Origin of the sequence: Paenibacillus sp. JJ1722, assembly GCF_048282685.1 — a bacterium.
Classification (GTDB): domain Bacteria; phylum Bacillota; class Bacilli; order Paenibacillales; family Paenibacillaceae; genus Paenibacillus; species Paenibacillus polymyxa_B.
On record NZ_CP182500.1, the window covers coordinates 1,660,548 to 1,676,764 of the forward strand.

21 protein-coding genes are annotated in these 16,217 nt (G+C 46.7%); 20 read left to right on the plus strand and 1 reads right to left on the minus strand.

Going from position 1 to position 16,217, the window contains the following annotated elements; translation table 11 throughout:
- Positions 1–8 precede the first annotated feature (8 nt).
- From ACM1ND_RS07310 to ACM1ND_RS07365, 12 genes are all read left to right on the plus strand, one after another.
- Positions 9–470, plus strand: a complete 462-nt coding sequence (locus tag ACM1ND_RS07310; RefSeq protein ID WP_339201665.1) for a hypothetical protein — start codon at positions 9–11, stop codon at positions 468–470.
- Positions 471–622: 152 nt separating this feature from the next.
- Complete coding sequence (locus tag ACM1ND_RS07315; RefSeq protein WP_053324929.1) at positions 623–1,114, plus strand: 8-oxo-dGTP diphosphatase; 492 nt, start codon at positions 623–625, stop codon at positions 1,112–1,114.
- A 15-nt stretch (positions 1,115–1,129) separates the two neighbouring features.
- Positions 1,130–1,345, plus strand: coding sequence for a hypothetical protein (locus ACM1ND_RS07320; protein WP_339201666.1), 216 nt, complete (start codon positions 1,130–1,132; stop codon positions 1,343–1,345).
- Between the two features lie 45 nt (positions 1,346–1,390).
- Positions 1,391–1,912: a GNAT family N-acetyltransferase gene (locus ACM1ND_RS07325; protein WP_028542991.1), complete on the plus strand. Its 522-nt coding sequence runs from the start codon at positions 1,391–1,393 to the stop codon at positions 1,910–1,912.
- A gap of 28 nt (positions 1,913–1,940) precedes the next feature.
- Positions 1,941–2,390 carry a hypothetical protein gene (locus ACM1ND_RS07330; protein WP_028542990.1) on the plus strand — a complete coding sequence of 150 codons (450 nt, stop codon included), beginning with the start codon at positions 1,941–1,943 and terminating at the stop codon, positions 2,388–2,390.
- A gap of 24 nt (positions 2,391–2,414) precedes the next feature.
- Positions 2,415–2,918 (plus strand): DUF1572 family protein, encoded by a 504-nt coding sequence (locus ACM1ND_RS07335; RefSeq protein WP_053324932.1) that lies wholly within the window; start codon positions 2,415–2,417, stop codon positions 2,916–2,918.
- A 153-nt stretch (positions 2,919–3,071) separates the two neighbouring features.
- A complete protein-coding gene (locus tag ACM1ND_RS07340; RefSeq protein ID WP_076294967.1) occupies positions 3,072–4,106 on the plus strand; it encodes an NAD(P)/FAD-dependent oxidoreductase in 1,035 nt (344 codons plus the stop codon).
- A 224-nt stretch (positions 4,107–4,330) separates the two neighbouring features.
- A complete protein-coding gene (locus ACM1ND_RS07345; RefSeq protein WP_028542988.1) occupies positions 4,331–5,050 on the plus strand; it encodes a HEAT repeat domain-containing protein in 720 nt (239 codons plus the stop codon).
- A gap of 52 nt (positions 5,051–5,102) precedes the next feature.
- The gene (locus tag ACM1ND_RS07350) at positions 5,103–5,768 is read left to right on the plus strand and encodes an HD domain-containing protein (protein WP_418027426.1); all 666 of its coding nucleotides are present in this window, start codon (positions 5,103–5,105) and stop codon (positions 5,766–5,768) included.
- A gap of 170 nt (positions 5,769–5,938) precedes the next feature.
- Positions 5,939–7,000, plus strand: a complete 1,062-nt coding sequence (locus ACM1ND_RS07355; RefSeq protein ID WP_013309343.1) for an SPFH domain-containing protein — start codon at positions 5,939–5,941, stop codon at positions 6,998–7,000.
- On the plus strand, positions 6,997–7,998 hold the full coding sequence (locus ACM1ND_RS07360) for a sugar kinase (RefSeq protein WP_053324936.1): 1,002 nt from the start codon (positions 6,997–6,999) through the stop codon (positions 7,996–7,998). The genes ACM1ND_RS07355 and ACM1ND_RS07360 overlap by 4 nt, the downstream gene beginning before the upstream one ends.
- 77 nt (positions 7,999–8,075) lie before the next feature.
- Entirely contained in the window at positions 8,076–8,255 is a 180-nt protein-coding gene (locus tag ACM1ND_RS07365) for a hypothetical protein (protein ID WP_013309345.1), read from the plus strand.
- 76 nt (positions 8,256–8,331) lie between these two features.
- On the opposite strand, the gene ACM1ND_RS07370 is transcribed toward ACM1ND_RS07365, so the two are convergent.
- A complete protein-coding gene (locus ACM1ND_RS07370; protein ID WP_418028020.1) occupies positions 8,332–9,423 on the minus strand; it encodes a LuxR C-terminal-related transcriptional regulator in 1,092 nt (363 codons plus the stop codon).
- A gap of 172 nt (positions 9,424–9,595) precedes the next feature.
- Between ACM1ND_RS07370 and ACM1ND_RS07375 the strand changes: the two genes are divergently transcribed.
- From ACM1ND_RS07375 to ACM1ND_RS07410, 8 genes are all read left to right on the plus strand, one after another.
- Positions 9,596–10,411 (plus strand): class I SAM-dependent methyltransferase, encoded by an 816-nt coding sequence (locus ACM1ND_RS07375; RefSeq protein ID WP_418027428.1) that lies wholly within the window; start codon positions 9,596–9,598, stop codon positions 10,409–10,411.
- On the plus strand, positions 10,398–11,483 hold the full coding sequence (locus ACM1ND_RS07380) for a saccharopine dehydrogenase family protein (protein ID WP_418027430.1): 1,086 nt from the start codon (positions 10,398–10,400) through the stop codon (positions 11,481–11,483). The genes ACM1ND_RS07375 and ACM1ND_RS07380 overlap by 14 nt, the downstream gene beginning before the upstream one ends.
- Before the next feature lie 145 nt (positions 11,484–11,628).
- Complete coding sequence (locus ACM1ND_RS07385) at positions 11,629–12,024, plus strand: hypothetical protein (RefSeq protein ID WP_071558994.1); 396 nt, start codon at positions 11,629–11,631, stop codon at positions 12,022–12,024.
- Positions 12,025–12,049: 25 nt separating this feature from the next.
- Positions 12,050–12,607, plus strand: coding sequence for a hypothetical protein (locus ACM1ND_RS07390; protein ID WP_053324940.1), 558 nt, complete (start codon positions 12,050–12,052; stop codon positions 12,605–12,607).
- A 250-nt stretch (positions 12,608–12,857) separates the two neighbouring features.
- Entirely contained in the window at positions 12,858–13,571 is a 714-nt protein-coding gene (locus ACM1ND_RS07395) for an HAD family hydrolase (RefSeq protein ID WP_071558992.1), read from the plus strand.
- Positions 13,568–14,155: a GNAT family N-acetyltransferase gene (locus ACM1ND_RS07400; protein WP_053324941.1), complete on the plus strand. Its 588-nt coding sequence runs from the start codon at positions 13,568–13,570 to the stop codon at positions 14,153–14,155. Before ACM1ND_RS07395 ends, ACM1ND_RS07400 begins: the two co-directional genes overlap by 4 nt.
- Before the next feature lie 223 nt (positions 14,156–14,378).
- On the plus strand, positions 14,379–14,861 hold the full coding sequence (locus ACM1ND_RS07405; RefSeq protein ID WP_023987731.1) for a DUF2809 domain-containing protein: 483 nt from the start codon (positions 14,379–14,381) through the stop codon (positions 14,859–14,861).
- Positions 14,862–14,921: 60 nt separating this feature from the next.
- Positions 14,922–16,133 (plus strand): rhamnogalacturonan acetylesterase, encoded by a 1,212-nt coding sequence (locus ACM1ND_RS07410; protein WP_028542979.1) that lies wholly within the window; start codon positions 14,922–14,924, stop codon positions 16,131–16,133.
- Positions 16,134–16,217: the final 84 nt, after the last annotated feature.

A 16,217-nucleotide genomic window follows, 5' to 3' on the forward strand; every position in this document is an offset into this window, starting at 1 on the left:
CTCTATATATGCGCGTACAGATCAAGGAAATAAATAAAGATCATCATATCATCATTCGTAGTATTGGCAAGGAAAAAGTATACGGCTACTGGACATATTTTTGGCATGAACTGACTTCTGGATATGCGTATGTTGTTCCGTATGAACAAAGCTTGAATAAGATGATTCCCGGCTGTGTCATTTCGGTCGAGACTTCTCAATCCAGTATAGAAGGGTTCAGAAGGCTGAAGTCTACTGAAGAGACAGGGATTTTTCGACCTCAACCCAAGCTAGGCGACTACTGGATTCAAGGAACGATACATCAAGTGATGCAGGGCGAAGCAGGCGGGATAGAATGTCTGGAGATTGTAATAGGAGACACTACGTTTATTTTGGATTCTGAAGAAATGAATGGTGATGTCAACGTTAAAGTGGGCGATGGTGTCGCCTTTGAAATCATAGGCCTACAGTTGTTTGACGAGGGACTGTGATCGCTCCAGGTTACCCCGCTAATCTAGTCTATGGTTAGAGTTATTGCGCTCTACAAAATAACGAGTTAAAGTATGAGAAATACCATATTTAACCACAGTTTGTCGGTGTGAAAGTAAAGCTAGATTATAGTGAATCGTGAATAAAGAAAGGTATGATCGGATTGACAACAGAAGTGACACACAAAATATATACCATGTGTATGATTCAAGACGGAAGCAAGGTATTGCTTATGAATAGACCCAATCGAAAGGGGTTTCCGGGTTATATTGCGCCAGGAGGAAAAGTAGAGTTTCCAGAAAGCATTGTGAATGGGGCCATTCGTGAAGTAAAGGAAGAAACAGGCTTAACCGTTAAGGAAATTGTATTTAAAGGAATCGACGAATATTGTGACCCAAGTCAAGGGCTGAGATATATGGTCTTTAACTATTTGGCTACAGCCACTGAAGGTGAGCTATTAAAAAATCCCCCTGAGGGAGAATTGCTGTGGGTGGATATGAAGGAGGCGCTAAATCTGCCGATGCAGGATTGGTTTAAGCGGAGATTTCCATTATTTTTTGAGCCGGGAACGTTTGAGGTTAGTTTCGTTTGGCTGGCGGATACAGATGAAACCCTGGAAGCAACGATTAAGAGCTACGGTGTGTAGAGATGACGACGACATTTGGAGAACGGCGAAGAAGAGTTGGCAAAGGGTTTTCTTACTGCTTACGCACAAGGGATGGAAGCCAAAGAAGGATTTACTGAGCGTTTCCGGGTGCATATGCTGCATCAGCAGATTCTAAACTGGGGATGTGCCAAAGCGATGAAGCGAGTCACTTGGGATAATAAGCTCTCTTTTGCAGATTGGGCGCAAAAATTCATGGATATTGAAATATAAGCAATAGCAGATGAATTGAACGTTTAAAGAGGAGGCCGTGAGTGGATGCAGACCGTCAGATTGGTACAGCCGGATCAGGACTGGAATGAAGCTTATCTTTCATTTTATGAGGAATGGAAACAGAGCCAGGAGCATATGGTGCCTTGGGTGATCTCTGTAGAGCCGTACGATTTTGAAGGTATGTTGTCGCTTTTAAGTAATCAGGAAAATGGAATCAACCTGTCTGAAGGCTGGGTCAAAAGCTCAACATACTGGCTTGTGAATGCGAATGAACAGGTCGTGGGAGCAGTGAATATCAGGCATGACCTTAACGAACACCTAATGAATGCCGGAGGTCATATCGGTTACGGTATCCGTCCTTCTGCACGAGGGAACAGGTACGCTGTTACAATGCTGGCCTTGGCGTTAGAAAAAGCAAAAGAGCTGGGGATTTCCCGAGCCCTGGTCGTATGCGACTCCGATAATATTGCCTCCAAAAAAACAATCATACAAAATGGCGGAACGCCGGACAAGGATTACATAGAGGAAGACGGAAACCGTGTAAACCGGTTTTGGATCGAACTGTGAGTGAGAAAGAAGGGAACGCGAGAAGCTCATGAAATTATGGCCTGAATATGCGCAAAACATCATTGTTGGTGTTATCTTTGAAGGGGAATGGAATTGGTATGTGACGGAAAGAGAGTATTGGTTTTTGAATACCGAGATGGAGGAACGGTTTGGTATCCCTATTTTGGATGAAACCACAGTGGGAGCATTTTTGGATCACATCTGTGAATATAAGGTGGCTACTGGGGAACTAACTTCAATGCTCCAGTTGCTTGATGGTGCTATTCAGCATCAGGATGAAGTGTTGGAGTTCTGTCCTGCTCTGTATGTTAACTTTGATGAAAAAGTTCTCTATTCGCTATTTCCTGAGCCAGCCTCGTTTGAACACTATGTCTCAGCGGGGTGGAAAGGGGAATATCAAAACTTTTTGAACGAGGTACCTTCACCTGAACAGTATTGGATGATCGAGGGAAGTAATTTTTTTGAGAAATTCACTTGATAGGACGAAGGAGGAAATAAATATATGGATTCTTCTATGCATGAGTTTAAAATCATATCCAAGCACAGAATGTACGATCAATATTTGGTAAAGTTGCGGGCATGCATTGTGCTTTTGGATGAACAGGTGCTATGGCGAGTAGGTGAGACGGAAACGAATAGCATTGGTGGGATCATCAACCATATCATGGTACATGTGCGCAGAAACGCAGCCAAGCTCATAGATCCGACGATTACATACAAGCAAGGAATGGAGGATAGCTTTATACCTTCCATGCAAAACAAGGAACAACTGATGGATGAGGTAGAAGAAGCTTTTTCATCCTTCTGTGCAGCATTGGACCATACGGGGGCGATAAATATGTATGACGTATACCATGTGGTGGAGCATACGGCTTATCATCTGGGGCAGATCATAGACCGAGTTCAGAAATTGGCAGATCACCGTTTTCAATTTGTACAGACAGGACTTAATGAAAAAGCATTGCATGCGATAGTGCAGCAATCCTTGCATAATCTACGAGAATAATGGAAGCAGTAGCTATATAAACCTATAAAATGTAGTTCTAAGGTCACAAAAACCTCTGTAATGGTCATGTTTTTATTTCTTAATTGATATTGATAATTATTATCACTTATAATAGGAGCAGACATATTACGTTATGATAGGGAGAGTTGCAGAGTGACAGTGTCCTTGGAATTATATGATGTAACGATCATCGGCGGTGGTCCTGCCGGTATGTATACCGCATTTTACAGTGGAATGAGAGATATGAAAACCAAGCTGATCGAAGCCAAGCATGAGCTGGGCGGACGAATGCGCATATACCCAGAGAAGATGATTTGGGATGTCGGGGGGGTTACCCCGGTTTTATGTGAAAAGCTGATTGATCAGCTGGAGCAGCAGGCGCGGACGTTCGAGCCTGCCATTGTGCTGGGACAGCAGATCACTGGTTTGGATCGGCAAGAGGATGGCACGTTCCTGCTAACTTCTGCCACAGGGGAACAGCATTGGACACGCACGATCGTTCTGGCAGTAGGCTATGGTATTCTCAAAATGGCTAAGCTGGAGATTGAGGGGGCGGACCGCTATGAGGTTACGAACCTGCATTATACTGTACAAGAGCTGGAGCCATTCCGGGGCAAGCACGTCCTGATTTCTGGTGGAGGCGACTCGGCAGTGGATTGGGCGAATGAGCTGGAGTCTATTGCGGCGAGTGTGACTGTCGTACATCGTCGGGATCACTTTGGCGGACATGAGAAAAATGTAGCTCGTATGAAATCATCCTCGGTCCGTGTTCTCACACCATACGCGGTGAGTCAGCTACATAGCAACAACGGAGAGACGATTGAACAGGTTACGATCAGTCATGTGGATACGGGCGAAATACAGGTGTTGAATGTCGATGCCGTCATCGTGAATCATGGACTTAAATCCGACTTCGGCCCGCTTCGGGATTGGGGACTGGATATGGGTGAGTGGCATGCCCGAGTGAGCGAAAAGCTGGAAACGAATCTGCCAGGGATTTTCGCAGCAGGCGATTTTGTCGAGTACGGAAGCAAGCTGTATCTAATTGCCGGTACGTTCACAGATGCCGCCCTTGCACTGAACAGCGCCAAGCTGTACATTGATCCAGCAGCTGACAAAGCGGCATATGTATCTTCTCATAACAGCCGATTCAAGGAAAAAAACCGCGAGCTTGGTGTCGTGGAGTAAGAATACGGAATAAGTTATATAGGATTAGAAATAGGGCAGGGAAAATGTAAAAGAACTTCCGCGACTACAATTCATGTGGTTTTGGAGGTTCTTTTTTTGTCAGGTTACTGACTTCTCGTTCTAAAGGTTGGATAGCATACACCATATAGAATAAAATGAAGAAAGCCTGTCCTTTTCGGTTTTATATAGTAGATTTTGAGTAGAGAAGATAAGGAGCGTGAAAAATGAGCTTACAAGAGGTACTTGAACGGCTAGCAATTCATCTGCCAGACGACATGGTGGAAGCTTTGCATGTACATAGCAAGGAACGAGAGGGACGGAACGTTCAGCTTCAACTCATGAATGAGCAAGAGCTTGCCGAGGGCATCAAGTGGATGGGGCAGATCGAGGTATTTAAACATATCGTCCCTCTATGGACGGATGACCATTCTAATTATGTTGGCATATATGTGGAGGGGCCGTTAGCATATAAGTTGTGTTATATAAGTCACGAGGAAACGGATTTGTCACCGGCGTACAGAAGTGCGTTTTCTCTGATTGCAGAGTTGGAGCAAAATCCAGCACTGGAGTGGGAACAGCTACGTAAGGATTATCCGTCCGGCGAGGACATTAGCACAGAACAATTAGCGGAAGATATTCGTTGCATGAATGAACTAAGAGCCTTGCTAGAAAAGGATTCACCTGTGGATGATGATGTGAGATGTCAGCATCTTTATAGCTTAATGGCGATCACGCCTACCTGCGAACTAGACTCATTGCTTCCCTATTTGGACGATGAGGATATGTATGTACAGGAACGAGCATGTGTCCTTTTAGGACATCATGGATATGAACCAGCGACCGAATTATTAAAAGAAGTGGTGAAGCACGGAAGCCCGAATGGGAAACTGGCAGCCCGTAAGGCGCTCTCAATGATTCGCAGTAAGCAGATGGCCAAGCATTAAAAAATTAAACGAACCTACCATAGAAAGTATGGACGGGATTGAAAGGTGACATATGGAGAGACGAACGGAGCAACAGGAAGCGATTTTGGCAGATATTATTCAAAAGGCGGAGCCCTTTGTACAGCAGCAGTTGGGGCATGATCATAGTGGTCACGATTGGTTTCATATAGACCGGGTGAGAAAGCTGTCCCTTAAAATTGCTGCCAAAGAGGGTGCAGATTCGTTTATTTGTGAACTGGCAGCACTGCTGCATGATGTAGCGGATGAAAAATTAAATGATTCCAAGCAAGCGGGCCTGGATAAAGTAGAGCAGTGGCTGCTTCTGCATGTAAGTGATCCAGATGTGATCACGCACGTGATGACTATTATAGCTACGATGTCCTACAATGGTGGACAAAACCCGCCTATGGAAACGCTGGAAGGTCAAGTTGTGCAGGATGCGGATCGGTTGGATGCTCTTGGAGCGATTGGGATTGCAAGAACCTTTATGTATGCTGGCTCAAAAGGCAGTATGATGCATCACCCGGATAAAGACTTTTCACAGCATGATTATCGTGCCGCAGGTAAAAGTGCCATATACCATTTTTACGAAAAGCTGCTCAAACTCAAGGATTTAATGAATACCGCTTATGCCCGAGAGCTGGCGGAAGTTCGGCATCAATGGATGGAGATGTACTTGGAGCAATTTTATAGAGAATGGAATGTGGATGATAAATAAAGTGTTTCAATAAGGCTGTTTCCTCTAACCGAGCATATCGGAGGGGAAATGGCCTTTATTTTTTTAAAAATGTCATATTGATATTATTGAAAATGTGTGTTATTTTATTGTTAATAACAAAATGATAATAACAAAATATCATAAACTATAATGAAAGCGGGGAAGCGGCTATGTTTGGATTTAATTTTGTTAAATTTCAGCCCAGTGAATATGTGATGAAGGTGAAAAACGGGAAGGTGGTTCGAGAGGGTGTTGGATTATCTTTTTATTACTACGCCCCGACCACCTCGGTTGTTGTCGTGCCCGTCTCTTCCATTGATGCGCCGTTCATGTTTGAGGACATGACGAATGATTTTCAGGCGGTGACGGTGCAGGGGCAACTGACTTATCGAATTGTGGATTATCGGAGAACGACGCAGATTTTAAACTATACGTATGACTTGAAGGAACGACGCTACATTTCGGATGACCCGAGCAAGCTGGCCCAACGGGTGATTAACATCGCCAAGGTGCTTACCAAAAAGTATTTGGAGCGTGTCCCGCTCAAAGAAGCTGTTCAGTCCAGTGAACGTCTGGCCCAAAATATGACGAAGGATATTGCACAGCATACGGAAATGGAAAAGCTCGGCATTGAGGTTATGGGGCTGTCGATTTTGGCGATTCTACCCAATAAAGAGACGATGAGAGCGCTGGAGGCTCAAGCGAGGGAAGAGATTCTTCGCAACGCGGATCATGCTTTGTATGAACGTCGTAATGCATCTATTGAGCAAGAGCGGCGTGTGAAGGAAAACGAGCTGAACACTGAGATTGCAGTAGAGACGAAAAAGAAACAAATCCGCGAAACTCAACTCGATGCCGAGCGTTCTGTGAAGCAAAAGCAAAGCGAGATGAAAGAGGAGCAGCTACGATTTGACACAGCCTTGGAGGAGAAAAAACGCGAGCTGATTGAGTTGACCGTAACGAATAAAAAGGCAGAAGCCGATGCCAAGGCCTATGAGCTGACAGCAGTCATGAAATCGTTGCAGGATGTTGAGCCGAACGTACTTCAAGCTATGGCCAACATGGATATGAGCCCGGATAAGCTAATTGCGATTGCATTCCAGGAGCTTGCAGAAAATGCAGGCAAAATCGGTCAGCTGAATATTACGCCGGATCTGCTGCAAGGTCTCATGTCAGATACGGGAGCTAGCGGATCAGCAGGATCGAGAGGGTCTGGAGGAAGAACACGATGAGCAGCCGAATGACAGAGCAGAAGATCATTTTGGTGAAGCGTAAAACGCGACTGGAGGAACTGATTGTCCGATACAATACGGTGCAGCAGGCTCGCTTCTTTATGGAACGGTTGGGTGCGGATTTCAGTGATTATGTGCTGGAGGACGAAAATTACCGCAGGGCGGTGGCAACGGCAACGTCGGAGTTAACAGCCTTGGGTCGTGTTCAGATTGTGGAGCGGGAGCATGTGCCGAACTTTATTTTTGGTGAGCAGGATACAGTGGTGGTGCTGGGTCAGGATGGGCTGGTAGCCAACACGTTAAAGTATTTGACCGAGCAGCCACTTATCGGTGTGAATCCAGATCCATTGCGCTGGGACGGGGTATTGCTGCCGTTTACTGTATCCGACCTGCGCTGGGTGGTGCCGGATGTGTTCGTGCACAGACGGCCAATTAAGGAGGTTACGCTGGCTAAAGCCCAATTAAATGATGGCCAATCCTTGTATGCTGTAAATGATTTGTTCATTGGGCGCAAAACTCATGTCTCCGCGAGATATGAGCTAAGGCTGGAGGATCAGGTAGAGCAACAATCATCCAGCGGCATTATCGTTTCAACCGGTTTGGGAGCGACAGGCTGGCTGACCAGTGTGCTGGCTGGAGCGGCCGGAATTGTCGGCAGTGCTACACGGCATCCAATCTCGCTGACTCCAGGCCAGCTGATGCCCGGTGTAGCCTTCACTCAGGAAGAGGCAGCAGACGGAATGAGTCATGATCATCGTGCAACTTGGAGTTCGCCATCGCTTTATTTTACGGTGAGAGAACCATTCCCCAGTCGAACGACTGCTGCGGATCTCGTGTTTGGTCAGGTAGCAGCCGAAAAACCGCTACGGATTGCATCGCAGATGCCGGAAAATGGAGTTATTTTCAGCGATGGAGTGGAGAGCGACTTTCTGGAGTTTAATGCTGGCATTGAGGCGACCATTGGACCGGCGGAGAAAAAAGGGCATCTGGTCGTGTAGAGGTTTGTACAGGACGGCAATGGGTAATTATGAGTAAGGTACAACCATCAGATGAAATTAAAAAAGGAGGAATCAACATGAGCGACCACACTCAAGACGAAGCGAAAATCCGCAACAAGAAGGACGAGGACGGAGATTCCTTGATGGAGAAAACGAAGCTGGAAAATGGCGTGGATATCGAGCCTGAGGCTGATGAATGGATTGCGAAGCCCTCACCAGTGTCATACGATGATACGAACTCCTCTTCGAAGAAATAAGGCTCTTGCGTCCAAATAGAGCAGTGATGCAAAGACAGATGATCCCTAATCGGGTCATCTGTCTTCTTTACATAGGTTAATTGAATCTAGAATATACCTTCCATACTAGCTCACGACGGCTGCTTACATCTGTTTTCAAGAAAATCGCTTTCAGATGATCCTGCACCGTGTAGGCAGTAATATGAAGTGCGCTAGCCAGCTCCTTGGTCGAAAAGCCCTGAACAATGAGTTGGACAATTTGTCTCTCTCGTTCGGACCATGAGTACACCTCGGTCATAAGCGGTAGCATGTCAGTTGCTTTAGCAGCCTCAAACCATACGGCTAGCTGCTTCTGACCCGTATGCTCCTGTCCGCCTTGCAGAAGGGTGGCTCTGATGGTTACCCATGGGGTGCCTGCGTCTGCGGAAGGGATACATAGTCGGGCTGGTGCAGTGGCAGTGGATAGCGCTCGCAGGCATACCGCCCGGACAGGAGCCGGAAGGCTGTCTTCATGGATTCCCTCCTGCTGCCGAAGCAGCTGTAGCCACTGCTCTGCTACTGTATTGGACGAGATCGGTTCTAGCTTATCGGAAAGCATTAGAACCCCTGGCTCAAGTTCATTTTCCGTAATCATGGCAGGGGCTGGAGATAAACCGACACTGGCCTGACGCAGATGGTAGGCTATGGACGGCGCTAATGCTTCAAGCAGTTGTTGCTCTTCCTCGCTGAATACAGGCTTTCCATGATGACGGAACAACGTAAGAAATCCCCAACAGCTCCCTTTGTACATAAACGGAACACGCAGCTCATCCCCGAATCCGGCGGGTTGCAAAACATCTCTATATCGTGTGCTCCGATCCGGTTGGCCTTGTGTAGACCCATGTAGCGTCGCTACAGACTGTCCTTCTCGCACCAACTGATCATATTTCATCATATCGTCGTGCAGATATTCGTATTCCAGCAGTTTGTTATGAATGTCCTCCACACCCGACTCTGTAAATGCCCCCGTGGAAAGCAGCGTACGCGGATCTACTGAGGTGCAGCACGCCGCATCGAAAGCAATCTGAGTACGCAAGCGGTCGATTAGGGTGTGCTTGTACGTTAGGGATGAGGGTGCTTTTTCCCCCAGATCAATGATTTGCTGTCGGGCGTCCTTAAGCTGTGCAAATTGCGTGTAGTGTGCGTTCATCATTTACTCCTATCGTGAAAGCTGGAGATTCTCAAGCGCGCTTATTAAATCCCACATTTATGGGATGGTGGATATTCGTATTGTCTTTATAATTGAGAATGATTCTTAATAAAATCTACAATAAACGAATGGTCTGAGAAGATCAAGGCTAAATGTTTGGAGGAAAGCACATATGAGACATACCCCTATTGGAAATACGGACTCAAACCAACCTATGAGCTGGAATCATCCGAATGTGCATAAGTACGCGGATACGATTGCTTTAAAAATACCTGGATATGCTCATTTGTATGAGATGACAGACTGTCTGATAACCGCACAGCTTGAGGCACAAGCTCATACTAGAAATATAGATCCAAATGTGCTAATTGTCGGTGCTGGAGGCGGTCAGGAATTGATAACACTCGGAGGGCGCCATGAAGCATGGTCCTTTACGGCAGTCGATCCCTCTGAGCACATGCTGGATTTGGCACGTAAGCGTGTGACACATGCGGGCATCAGTTCAAAAATATCGTTTGTTGCAGGTACGTTGGAAGTGTTGTCTGGAGAACAGCCTGAAGAACAGCACGAAAAGCACGGCGAAGAGTCATGCAGAGAACCGGTCTATGACGCTGCTACCTGCCTGCTGGTGCTTCATTTTCTTCGGAGCTTGAAAAGTAAACAGGCATTGCTACGCCAGATATCCGCTCGACTCAAGCCGGGTGCACCTTTTTGTCTAGCTTCTATTAATGGGAATCCGCAGGAGCCTTCTTTTTCCATCCAAATGCAGGCATGGAAAGGTCATATGCTGAGTCAGGGCATTTCACTCGAGGATTGGGAACGATTCGCTGCTTCCATCGGTCGTGAGTCAAACCCGGTGTCCAATGCGGCAATACAGGAACTGTTGATAGAGGCAGGCTTTACCCACATCACCCGGTATTATGGCGCTTTTTTAGTAAATGCATGGTTTGCGGTTAAAGAGGGAGAGACGACTTATGACAAAGGATAACATCATCATCATTGGCGGGTATGGCCATGTTGGAAAAATTATATGCACGGAGTTAAGTGAAATGTTTCCCGGCAAGGTATTTGCCGCAGGTCGTAGCCTGGAGCGTGCCACTGAATTTAGTAGACAATCGAATGGTAAGATAAAGCCCCTGCAGCTTAATATCCATGAGCCGTTGGACCCGTCGATATTAGAGCAAGCCAAAATGGTTATCATGTGTCTGGATCAGGACAATACGGCCTTGGTACGTGCCTGTCTTCGACATGGGGTGCATTACATGGATATTACCGCGAATGCGGCCTTTTTGAGTCAAGTGGAGCAGTGTCATCAAGAGGCTCGAGCTTATCAGGCCACAGCCCTGTTAAGTGTAGGATTAGCTCCGGGGCTGACCAATTTGTTGGCACTGCAAGCGACACAGCTCATGGATCAGACGGATGAGTTGAATATATCTTTGATGCTGGGCTTGGGGGATCGACACGGTCAGGCTGCCATTGAGTGGACAGTAGATCAGATTCATGCCGATTTGGAGGTTATAGAACAGGGACGCCCTGTGACTCGAAAAAGCTTTACCGACGGAATAGTAGCAGACTTTGGTGCAGGAGTGGGTCGTCATCGGGCGTATCGATTTCCTTTTTCGGATCAGCAGACACTTCCTCGTACGCTCAAAGTTCCTACGGTTAGCACACGCCTTTGCTTCGATTCGCGCTTGACCACCCGGCTTCTGGCAGGGCTTCGAACGATAGGAGTATCAGGTTTACTCCGACAGAAAACTGTGCGTGATGCTGTAGTTCGCAGCTTTGGCAAGATACATCTAGGAGGGAATGCTGTAGCGGTCAAGGTAGATGCCCGAGGAACGCTCAATGGCAAGGAGACGAAGGTCGAATGTCGGCTGAGGGGGCACCATCAATCTGATTTAACCGCTAAGGCAACCGTCTTTGCAGCGCTCGCCCTGTACCGTTCAGAACTTCCATATGGTGTATTTCACATGGAGCAGGTTTTTTCGTGGAATCGCATGCAGGCTTGGTTGGGGCAGCAAGTAGCCGTAGATGTTCAGGTGAACGGACAGCAAGTATAGAAGTCATATATTATAATAAAGGACTCTCATATAATCCAAGCTTATTCAGCAATGTATTGCGGATAGGTCTTGGATTTCTTTTCCTATTGAATTACACTAGAAAGAAGTACATATTTTTGGAAAAGACCTAAGGGGATGATATGAAATGTGGAACCCCTATGAAAATAGCAGACAGCATACGCACGATTTTACAATAAAGTATCGATTTTACACGCCGGAAGAAGGAGGCAGGAAACAGCTGCCTTTTCAGGGGTACCGCTGCGATTTTGCCTATGAGAGCGATGATATCACGACGACGGGGATTTACGCCATACATCCTGAGTTTGAAGATGGAGATGGTCAATTGATCATGGATACCGAGCGTCCGGTTCACCGGGAAGGACAGGCGAGAATGTGGGTTTTGTTTGGAGAAATGAGGGAAAAGGTACACCGACACCGGATACAGGTAGGAACAAGGGGATATTTTATGGAAGGCCCGCGCCGTGTTGGTGAAGTTGAAGTTACAAGCCTGGTAGGCCTCTTGACCAATCCGGTCAACTAGCTAGCTGCTGAGGAGTCGATAAGAGATGGATATCGCTTATATCATAGATTTATTACGTAAACACGATGTGACCTTAGCTCCAGGCTTATCCATGCAGGAGGTTACCGACGTCGAAGGCAGGTATGATATTCACTTCCCACCCGATTTGCGGGAGCTTCTGATGAGCGTTCTTCCCATCGGTAAAAGCTTTATTCCTTGGAGAGATACGTCACCACAGCGGATGGGGGTAATTCGGCAAAGGTTGAATTGGCCGCTGGAAGGTATGATTTTTGATGTAGAGCAGCATATATTCTGGCCTCCCGAATGGGGCGAAAAACCGACAGATTCGGCGGAAGCCGTTGATATATGTAAACGTGAGTTTTTACGTGTGCCCAAGCTAATCCCGATCAACGGACATCGATATATCCCAGAGCAGCCATCTGAAGAAGGAAATCCGGTATTTTCAGTGTATCAAACGGATATTATCGTGTATGGGGAATGTTTGCAGGAGTATTTCAAGCTGGAATTTGGGGAGAAGCCTTATGAACAAATTGATTTTAATGCCGTAAAAAAAGTGCGTTTTTGGAGCAACTTGTGTGAGTGAGTGTCAGGAAGATGAATAAGTCGAAACGAAGGAAGGGGAGCATGATGTGAAGGTGGAGCAGGATTTGGAAGAAATCAAAGAAAGGTTGACCCAGATCGAGATCAAACTGGAACAAAAGTCGACCTCCAAGAGAATCTTGAAGTACATGATCATCGTTTTCTTGTCTGTTTTTTTTCTTTTATTTCTAATAGGAATTATTCAATTTGTTTCAGCCTAATCGGTGCAAGAAGATGAAGGAAGGGAGCTATTTATGTCCATAGAAGCGATTATTTTTGATCTGGATAATACTCTTATTCATCGTAAACAGGCGTTTGCGGCATATACAGAGCGCTTTATTGAACGATTTATTGTGGCAGAAGAACCGGCGAGCCGCGCGGCTGTTGTTGAACAGATACGTTTGGCGGATCAGGACGGGTACCGGGATAAGAGGGAACTGTATACCGAGCTGCATGCAGACTTGGAACTGAAAAATTCCGATACGTCAGTACAAGAGATGCTGGGCTTTTGGTATGGTGAATTTCATAAGTTTACGGTGTTGATGGACGGGGCCAAGGAAGTGTTGTCCGAACTGCGGTCGCGTGGCTTGAAGCTGGGTATTATCACCAACGGCTCACTCCGCACGCAGCAAGCGAAAATCGACCGAGTTATGCTGAGGGATTATGTGGATTCTATTATCGTATCGGGCGGCGTCAACATCCAGAAGCCTAATCCTCGAATTTTCGAGTTGGCTCTGAATGAGCTGGACATTGTCGATCCCGGCCATGCCTGTTATGTAGGCGATCACCCGACAAATGATATTCGTGGTGCACAAAGTGCAGGATTGCATACCATCTGGCTGGAAGGCTTTATGACGTGGCAGGAAACAGGCATTGTACCGGATTATCAGATTGGGAGTTTGCGTGAAATCACAGGTTGGCTGGATCGTCGCAGTTATTCAACGAATAAGGAGGAGGGTGCATCATGAGTATGGAGCAGCAACCGAATCCCATTCTCTTATCGTTCCCTGACCAATTCCAGACGGAACGATTGACCATACGCGCTCCGCAATGGGGGGATGGGGCGGCAGTCAATGAGGCGATGAGAGAGAGTGCGAATGAACTGCGGCCTTGGCTTCCGTTTGCAAGAAATCTTCCTACGGCAGAGGAATCTGAAATCCGTTCGCGCCAAGCCAGACTTAAATTTCTGGATCGGTCTGATATGATGTTGTATATATTCGATACGGTTTCGGGAGAATTTGTAGCCAGCAGCGGTCTGCATCGTATTGATTGGGATGCACGAAGATTTGAAATTGGGTATTGGCTCAGAACATCATGGACCGGAAAAGGCATTATAACAGAGGCCGTGCACGGTATTACGGATTTTGCCATACAGCATTTGCATGCCAATCGGGTGGAGATTCGTTGTGATTCCAGAAACACGCGCAGCGCCAAGGTAGCGGAACGTGCAGGTTTTACACTGGAGGGGATTTTAAGAAACGTCGAGTATGATGAAGAGGGAAGCATGGTACACCAAATGGTTTTTGCCAAGGTGCGTGGTATTGAATTTTAGTATCCTCACACGAACAGTTTGGAAGTTGCTGATACGTTTGTACGATATTACGGAGGCTTATTATGATTAATTATATTATGAAAAATACAGACAAGTTGGTGTGCATACAATATGACATCAGCAAAAGGTTCAGCAATCTTGCAAGCGCTATCCAAGAGAGGATGCTTTACGAATTTCCAGCAGCTTGGCGGAGATGTCCCAGCATTAGGACAGGTGATTTAGCATGAGGAGCGTTCGTAAGAGCGTCATCAGGAAGGCCAATCGGGAAATAAAGGCGAAATTCAGCTGGAAGGCTCGCGCTGCGTACCTAATTGCTGTGCTGGTCACGATCTTGTTGGGTTTGGGAAGCCGGGTTTACTCCTCCCGGTTGCCTGAATTTGTTGCTGATCACTTTGGGGATGCCTTGTGGGCGTGCATGATTTATTTGGGGCTGAGAATGTTGTGGGTGAATCGTCAATTGTCTGTAGCCCTGTGGGGCAGCTTGCTGTTTTGCTTCGCCATTGAGTTCAGCCAGATGTACCAGGCTCCCTGGATTAACCACATTCGGGCAACGACGCTGGGCGGCTTGGTGCTTGGGAAAGGGTTCCTGACCGCGGATCTGATCAGGTACACGGTTGGCATTGTGGTATCCTGGGCGCTGGATCAAGGTTGTCAAAAGCTGGCGGGGAGCAATACACGTAGAGACAATGACAAACCACTCAAATAACCTGAAAAGCGAGGGTTGCGCTTGAAACAAAAGGGAAAGCGTCACAGGTTGTTCGGTAAGATGATTGGATTATGCGCAGGGTTCAGCTTGTTGTTTGCAACCATACTTATCCCAGGGCAGGCACTGGCCGAAAGACAGCTTGCGGCGCCTCTTCGATTTGACTTTGGCCCTGGGAACGTAGCTGACGGCTACACCCAAGTCACTGCCAAGGATGTTTACACGCCTGAGCGAGGCTATGGATTTACCGATCTTTCCAAAGTGAATGAAGAGGATCGTGGTGGAAGTGATGCTATACGCTCAGATTTTGTTCGTGTTCAAGGATCATCATTTGTTGTCAATTTACCACCTGCGGATTACACGCTTTCTCTAATTGCCGGAGATACTGCCGGAAACACAGACATTACGGTTAAAGCCGAGTCCATCGTCAAGGTAGAACCTACTACCAAAACAGCAGGACAATTTGTCGAGGCTGGATTTGAACTTGCACTCATCGATGGTCAGCTCGAATTGTATTTCTCAGGTAATGAAGCGAAGATTAACGCTTTGGTTATTACTCCAAAGGATGCTCGAACGGCTGGAGAACATCCTTCGGTATACCTTGCGGGAGATTCTACGGTTCAAACCTATAAATCCGCGATGAAGCCTCAGGCGGGCTGGGGGCAAAAGATTGCTCCGTTCTTCACAGATGAGCCTATATTTGTGAACCGTTCTATTGGTGGACGAAGCACGAAAACCTTTCTGGTACAAGGGCGGTTAGATGATATTTTACGCAATATCCGTCCAGGAGATTATCTGCTCATACAGTTTGGGCATAATGATGCCGCGATCAACAACCAAGAGCGTTATGTTTCACCCGCGGATTACAAAGTTTACTTAAAAACCTACATCCAAGGAGCCATCCAACGCGGTGCAACACCTGTGCTAATTACTCCTGTTGGCCGCCGGGATTATGATGCGGCAAGTGTCTCGTTTCGGATTAGTTTCCCGGAATATGTGCAGGCCATGAAGGAAACAGCATCGGAGACAAATGTTGCACTGGTCGATCTTAGCCGCTTGAGTGTAGCGTACTATGATACACTTGGCCTGGAAGGAACACTCCCGTTATTTTTACATGTGGAGCCAGGGGTGTATCCTGCATTTCCTGATGGAGTGAAGGATGATACACATTTTCAGGAATACGGTGCGGAGCAAATAGCTCGGCTGGTAGCTCAGGGAATACGTGAGTTGAATATTCCTTTATCCTCTTATGTACAGGCGGAAGATTCGCAATAAAACATTATTTCCATAGTCATGGTATACTTAGAAAATAAGCTGGCCCTACCCAAAGATAGCATTGCTGAGGCTTGGGTAGGGCTT

Excerpts from the sequence above, each read along its gene's own strand:
- ACM1ND_RS07355 (WP_013309343.1), top strand. The coding sequence starts at position 5,939 with ATGTTTGGATTTAATTTTGTTAAATTTCAGCCCAGTGAATATGTGATG.
- ACM1ND_RS07360 (WP_053324936.1), top strand. The coding sequence starts at position 6,997 with ATGAGCAGCCGAATGACAGAGCAGAAGATCATTTTGGTGAAGCGTAAA.
- ACM1ND_RS07315 (WP_053324929.1), top strand. The coding sequence starts at position 623 with ATGATCGGATTGACAACAGAAGTGACACACAAAATATATACCATGTGT.
- ACM1ND_RS07380 (WP_418027430.1), top strand. The coding sequence starts at position 10,398 with ATGACAAAGGATAACATCATCATCATTGGCGGGTATGGCCATGTTGGA.
- ACM1ND_RS07330 (WP_028542990.1), top strand. The coding sequence starts at position 1,941 with ATGAAATTATGGCCTGAATATGCGCAAAACATCATTGTTGGTGTTATC.
- ACM1ND_RS07410 (WP_028542979.1), top strand. The coding sequence starts at position 14,922 with ATGATTGGATTATGCGCAGGGTTCAGCTTGTTGTTTGCAACCATACTT.
- ACM1ND_RS07350 (WP_418027426.1), top strand. The coding sequence starts at position 5,103 with ATGGAGAGACGAACGGAGCAACAGGAAGCGATTTTGGCAGATATTATT.
- ACM1ND_RS07375 (WP_418027428.1), top strand. The coding sequence starts at position 9,596 with ATGAGACATACCCCTATTGGAAATACGGACTCAAACCAACCTATGAGC.
- ACM1ND_RS07385 (WP_071558994.1), top strand. The coding sequence starts at position 11,629 with ATGTGGAACCCCTATGAAAATAGCAGACAGCATACGCACGATTTTACA.
- ACM1ND_RS07395 (WP_071558992.1), top strand. The coding sequence starts at position 12,858 with ATGTCCATAGAAGCGATTATTTTTGATCTGGATAATACTCTTATTCAT.
- ACM1ND_RS07365 (WP_013309345.1), top strand. The coding sequence starts at position 8,076 with ATGAGCGACCACACTCAAGACGAAGCGAAAATCCGCAACAAGAAGGAC.
- ACM1ND_RS07325 (WP_028542991.1), top strand. The coding sequence starts at position 1,391 with ATGCAGACCGTCAGATTGGTACAGCCGGATCAGGACTGGAATGAAGCT.
- ACM1ND_RS07405 (WP_023987731.1), top strand. The coding sequence starts at position 14,379 with ATGAGGAGCGTTCGTAAGAGCGTCATCAGGAAGGCCAATCGGGAAATA.
- ACM1ND_RS07370 (WP_418028020.1), bottom strand. The coding sequence starts at position 9,423 with ATGAACGCACACTACACGCAATTTGCACAGCTTAAGGACGCCCGACAG.
- ACM1ND_RS07390 (WP_053324940.1), top strand. The coding sequence starts at position 12,050 with ATGGATATCGCTTATATCATAGATTTATTACGTAAACACGATGTGACC.
- ACM1ND_RS07310 (WP_339201665.1), top strand. The coding sequence starts at position 9 with ATGCGCGTACAGATCAAGGAAATAAATAAAGATCATCATATCATCATT.
- ACM1ND_RS07335 (WP_053324932.1), top strand. The coding sequence starts at position 2,415 with ATGGATTCTTCTATGCATGAGTTTAAAATCATATCCAAGCACAGAATG.
- ACM1ND_RS07345 (WP_028542988.1), top strand. The coding sequence starts at position 4,331 with ATGAGCTTACAAGAGGTACTTGAACGGCTAGCAATTCATCTGCCAGAC.
- ACM1ND_RS07400 (WP_053324941.1), top strand. The coding sequence starts at position 13,568 with ATGAGTATGGAGCAGCAACCGAATCCCATTCTCTTATCGTTCCCTGAC.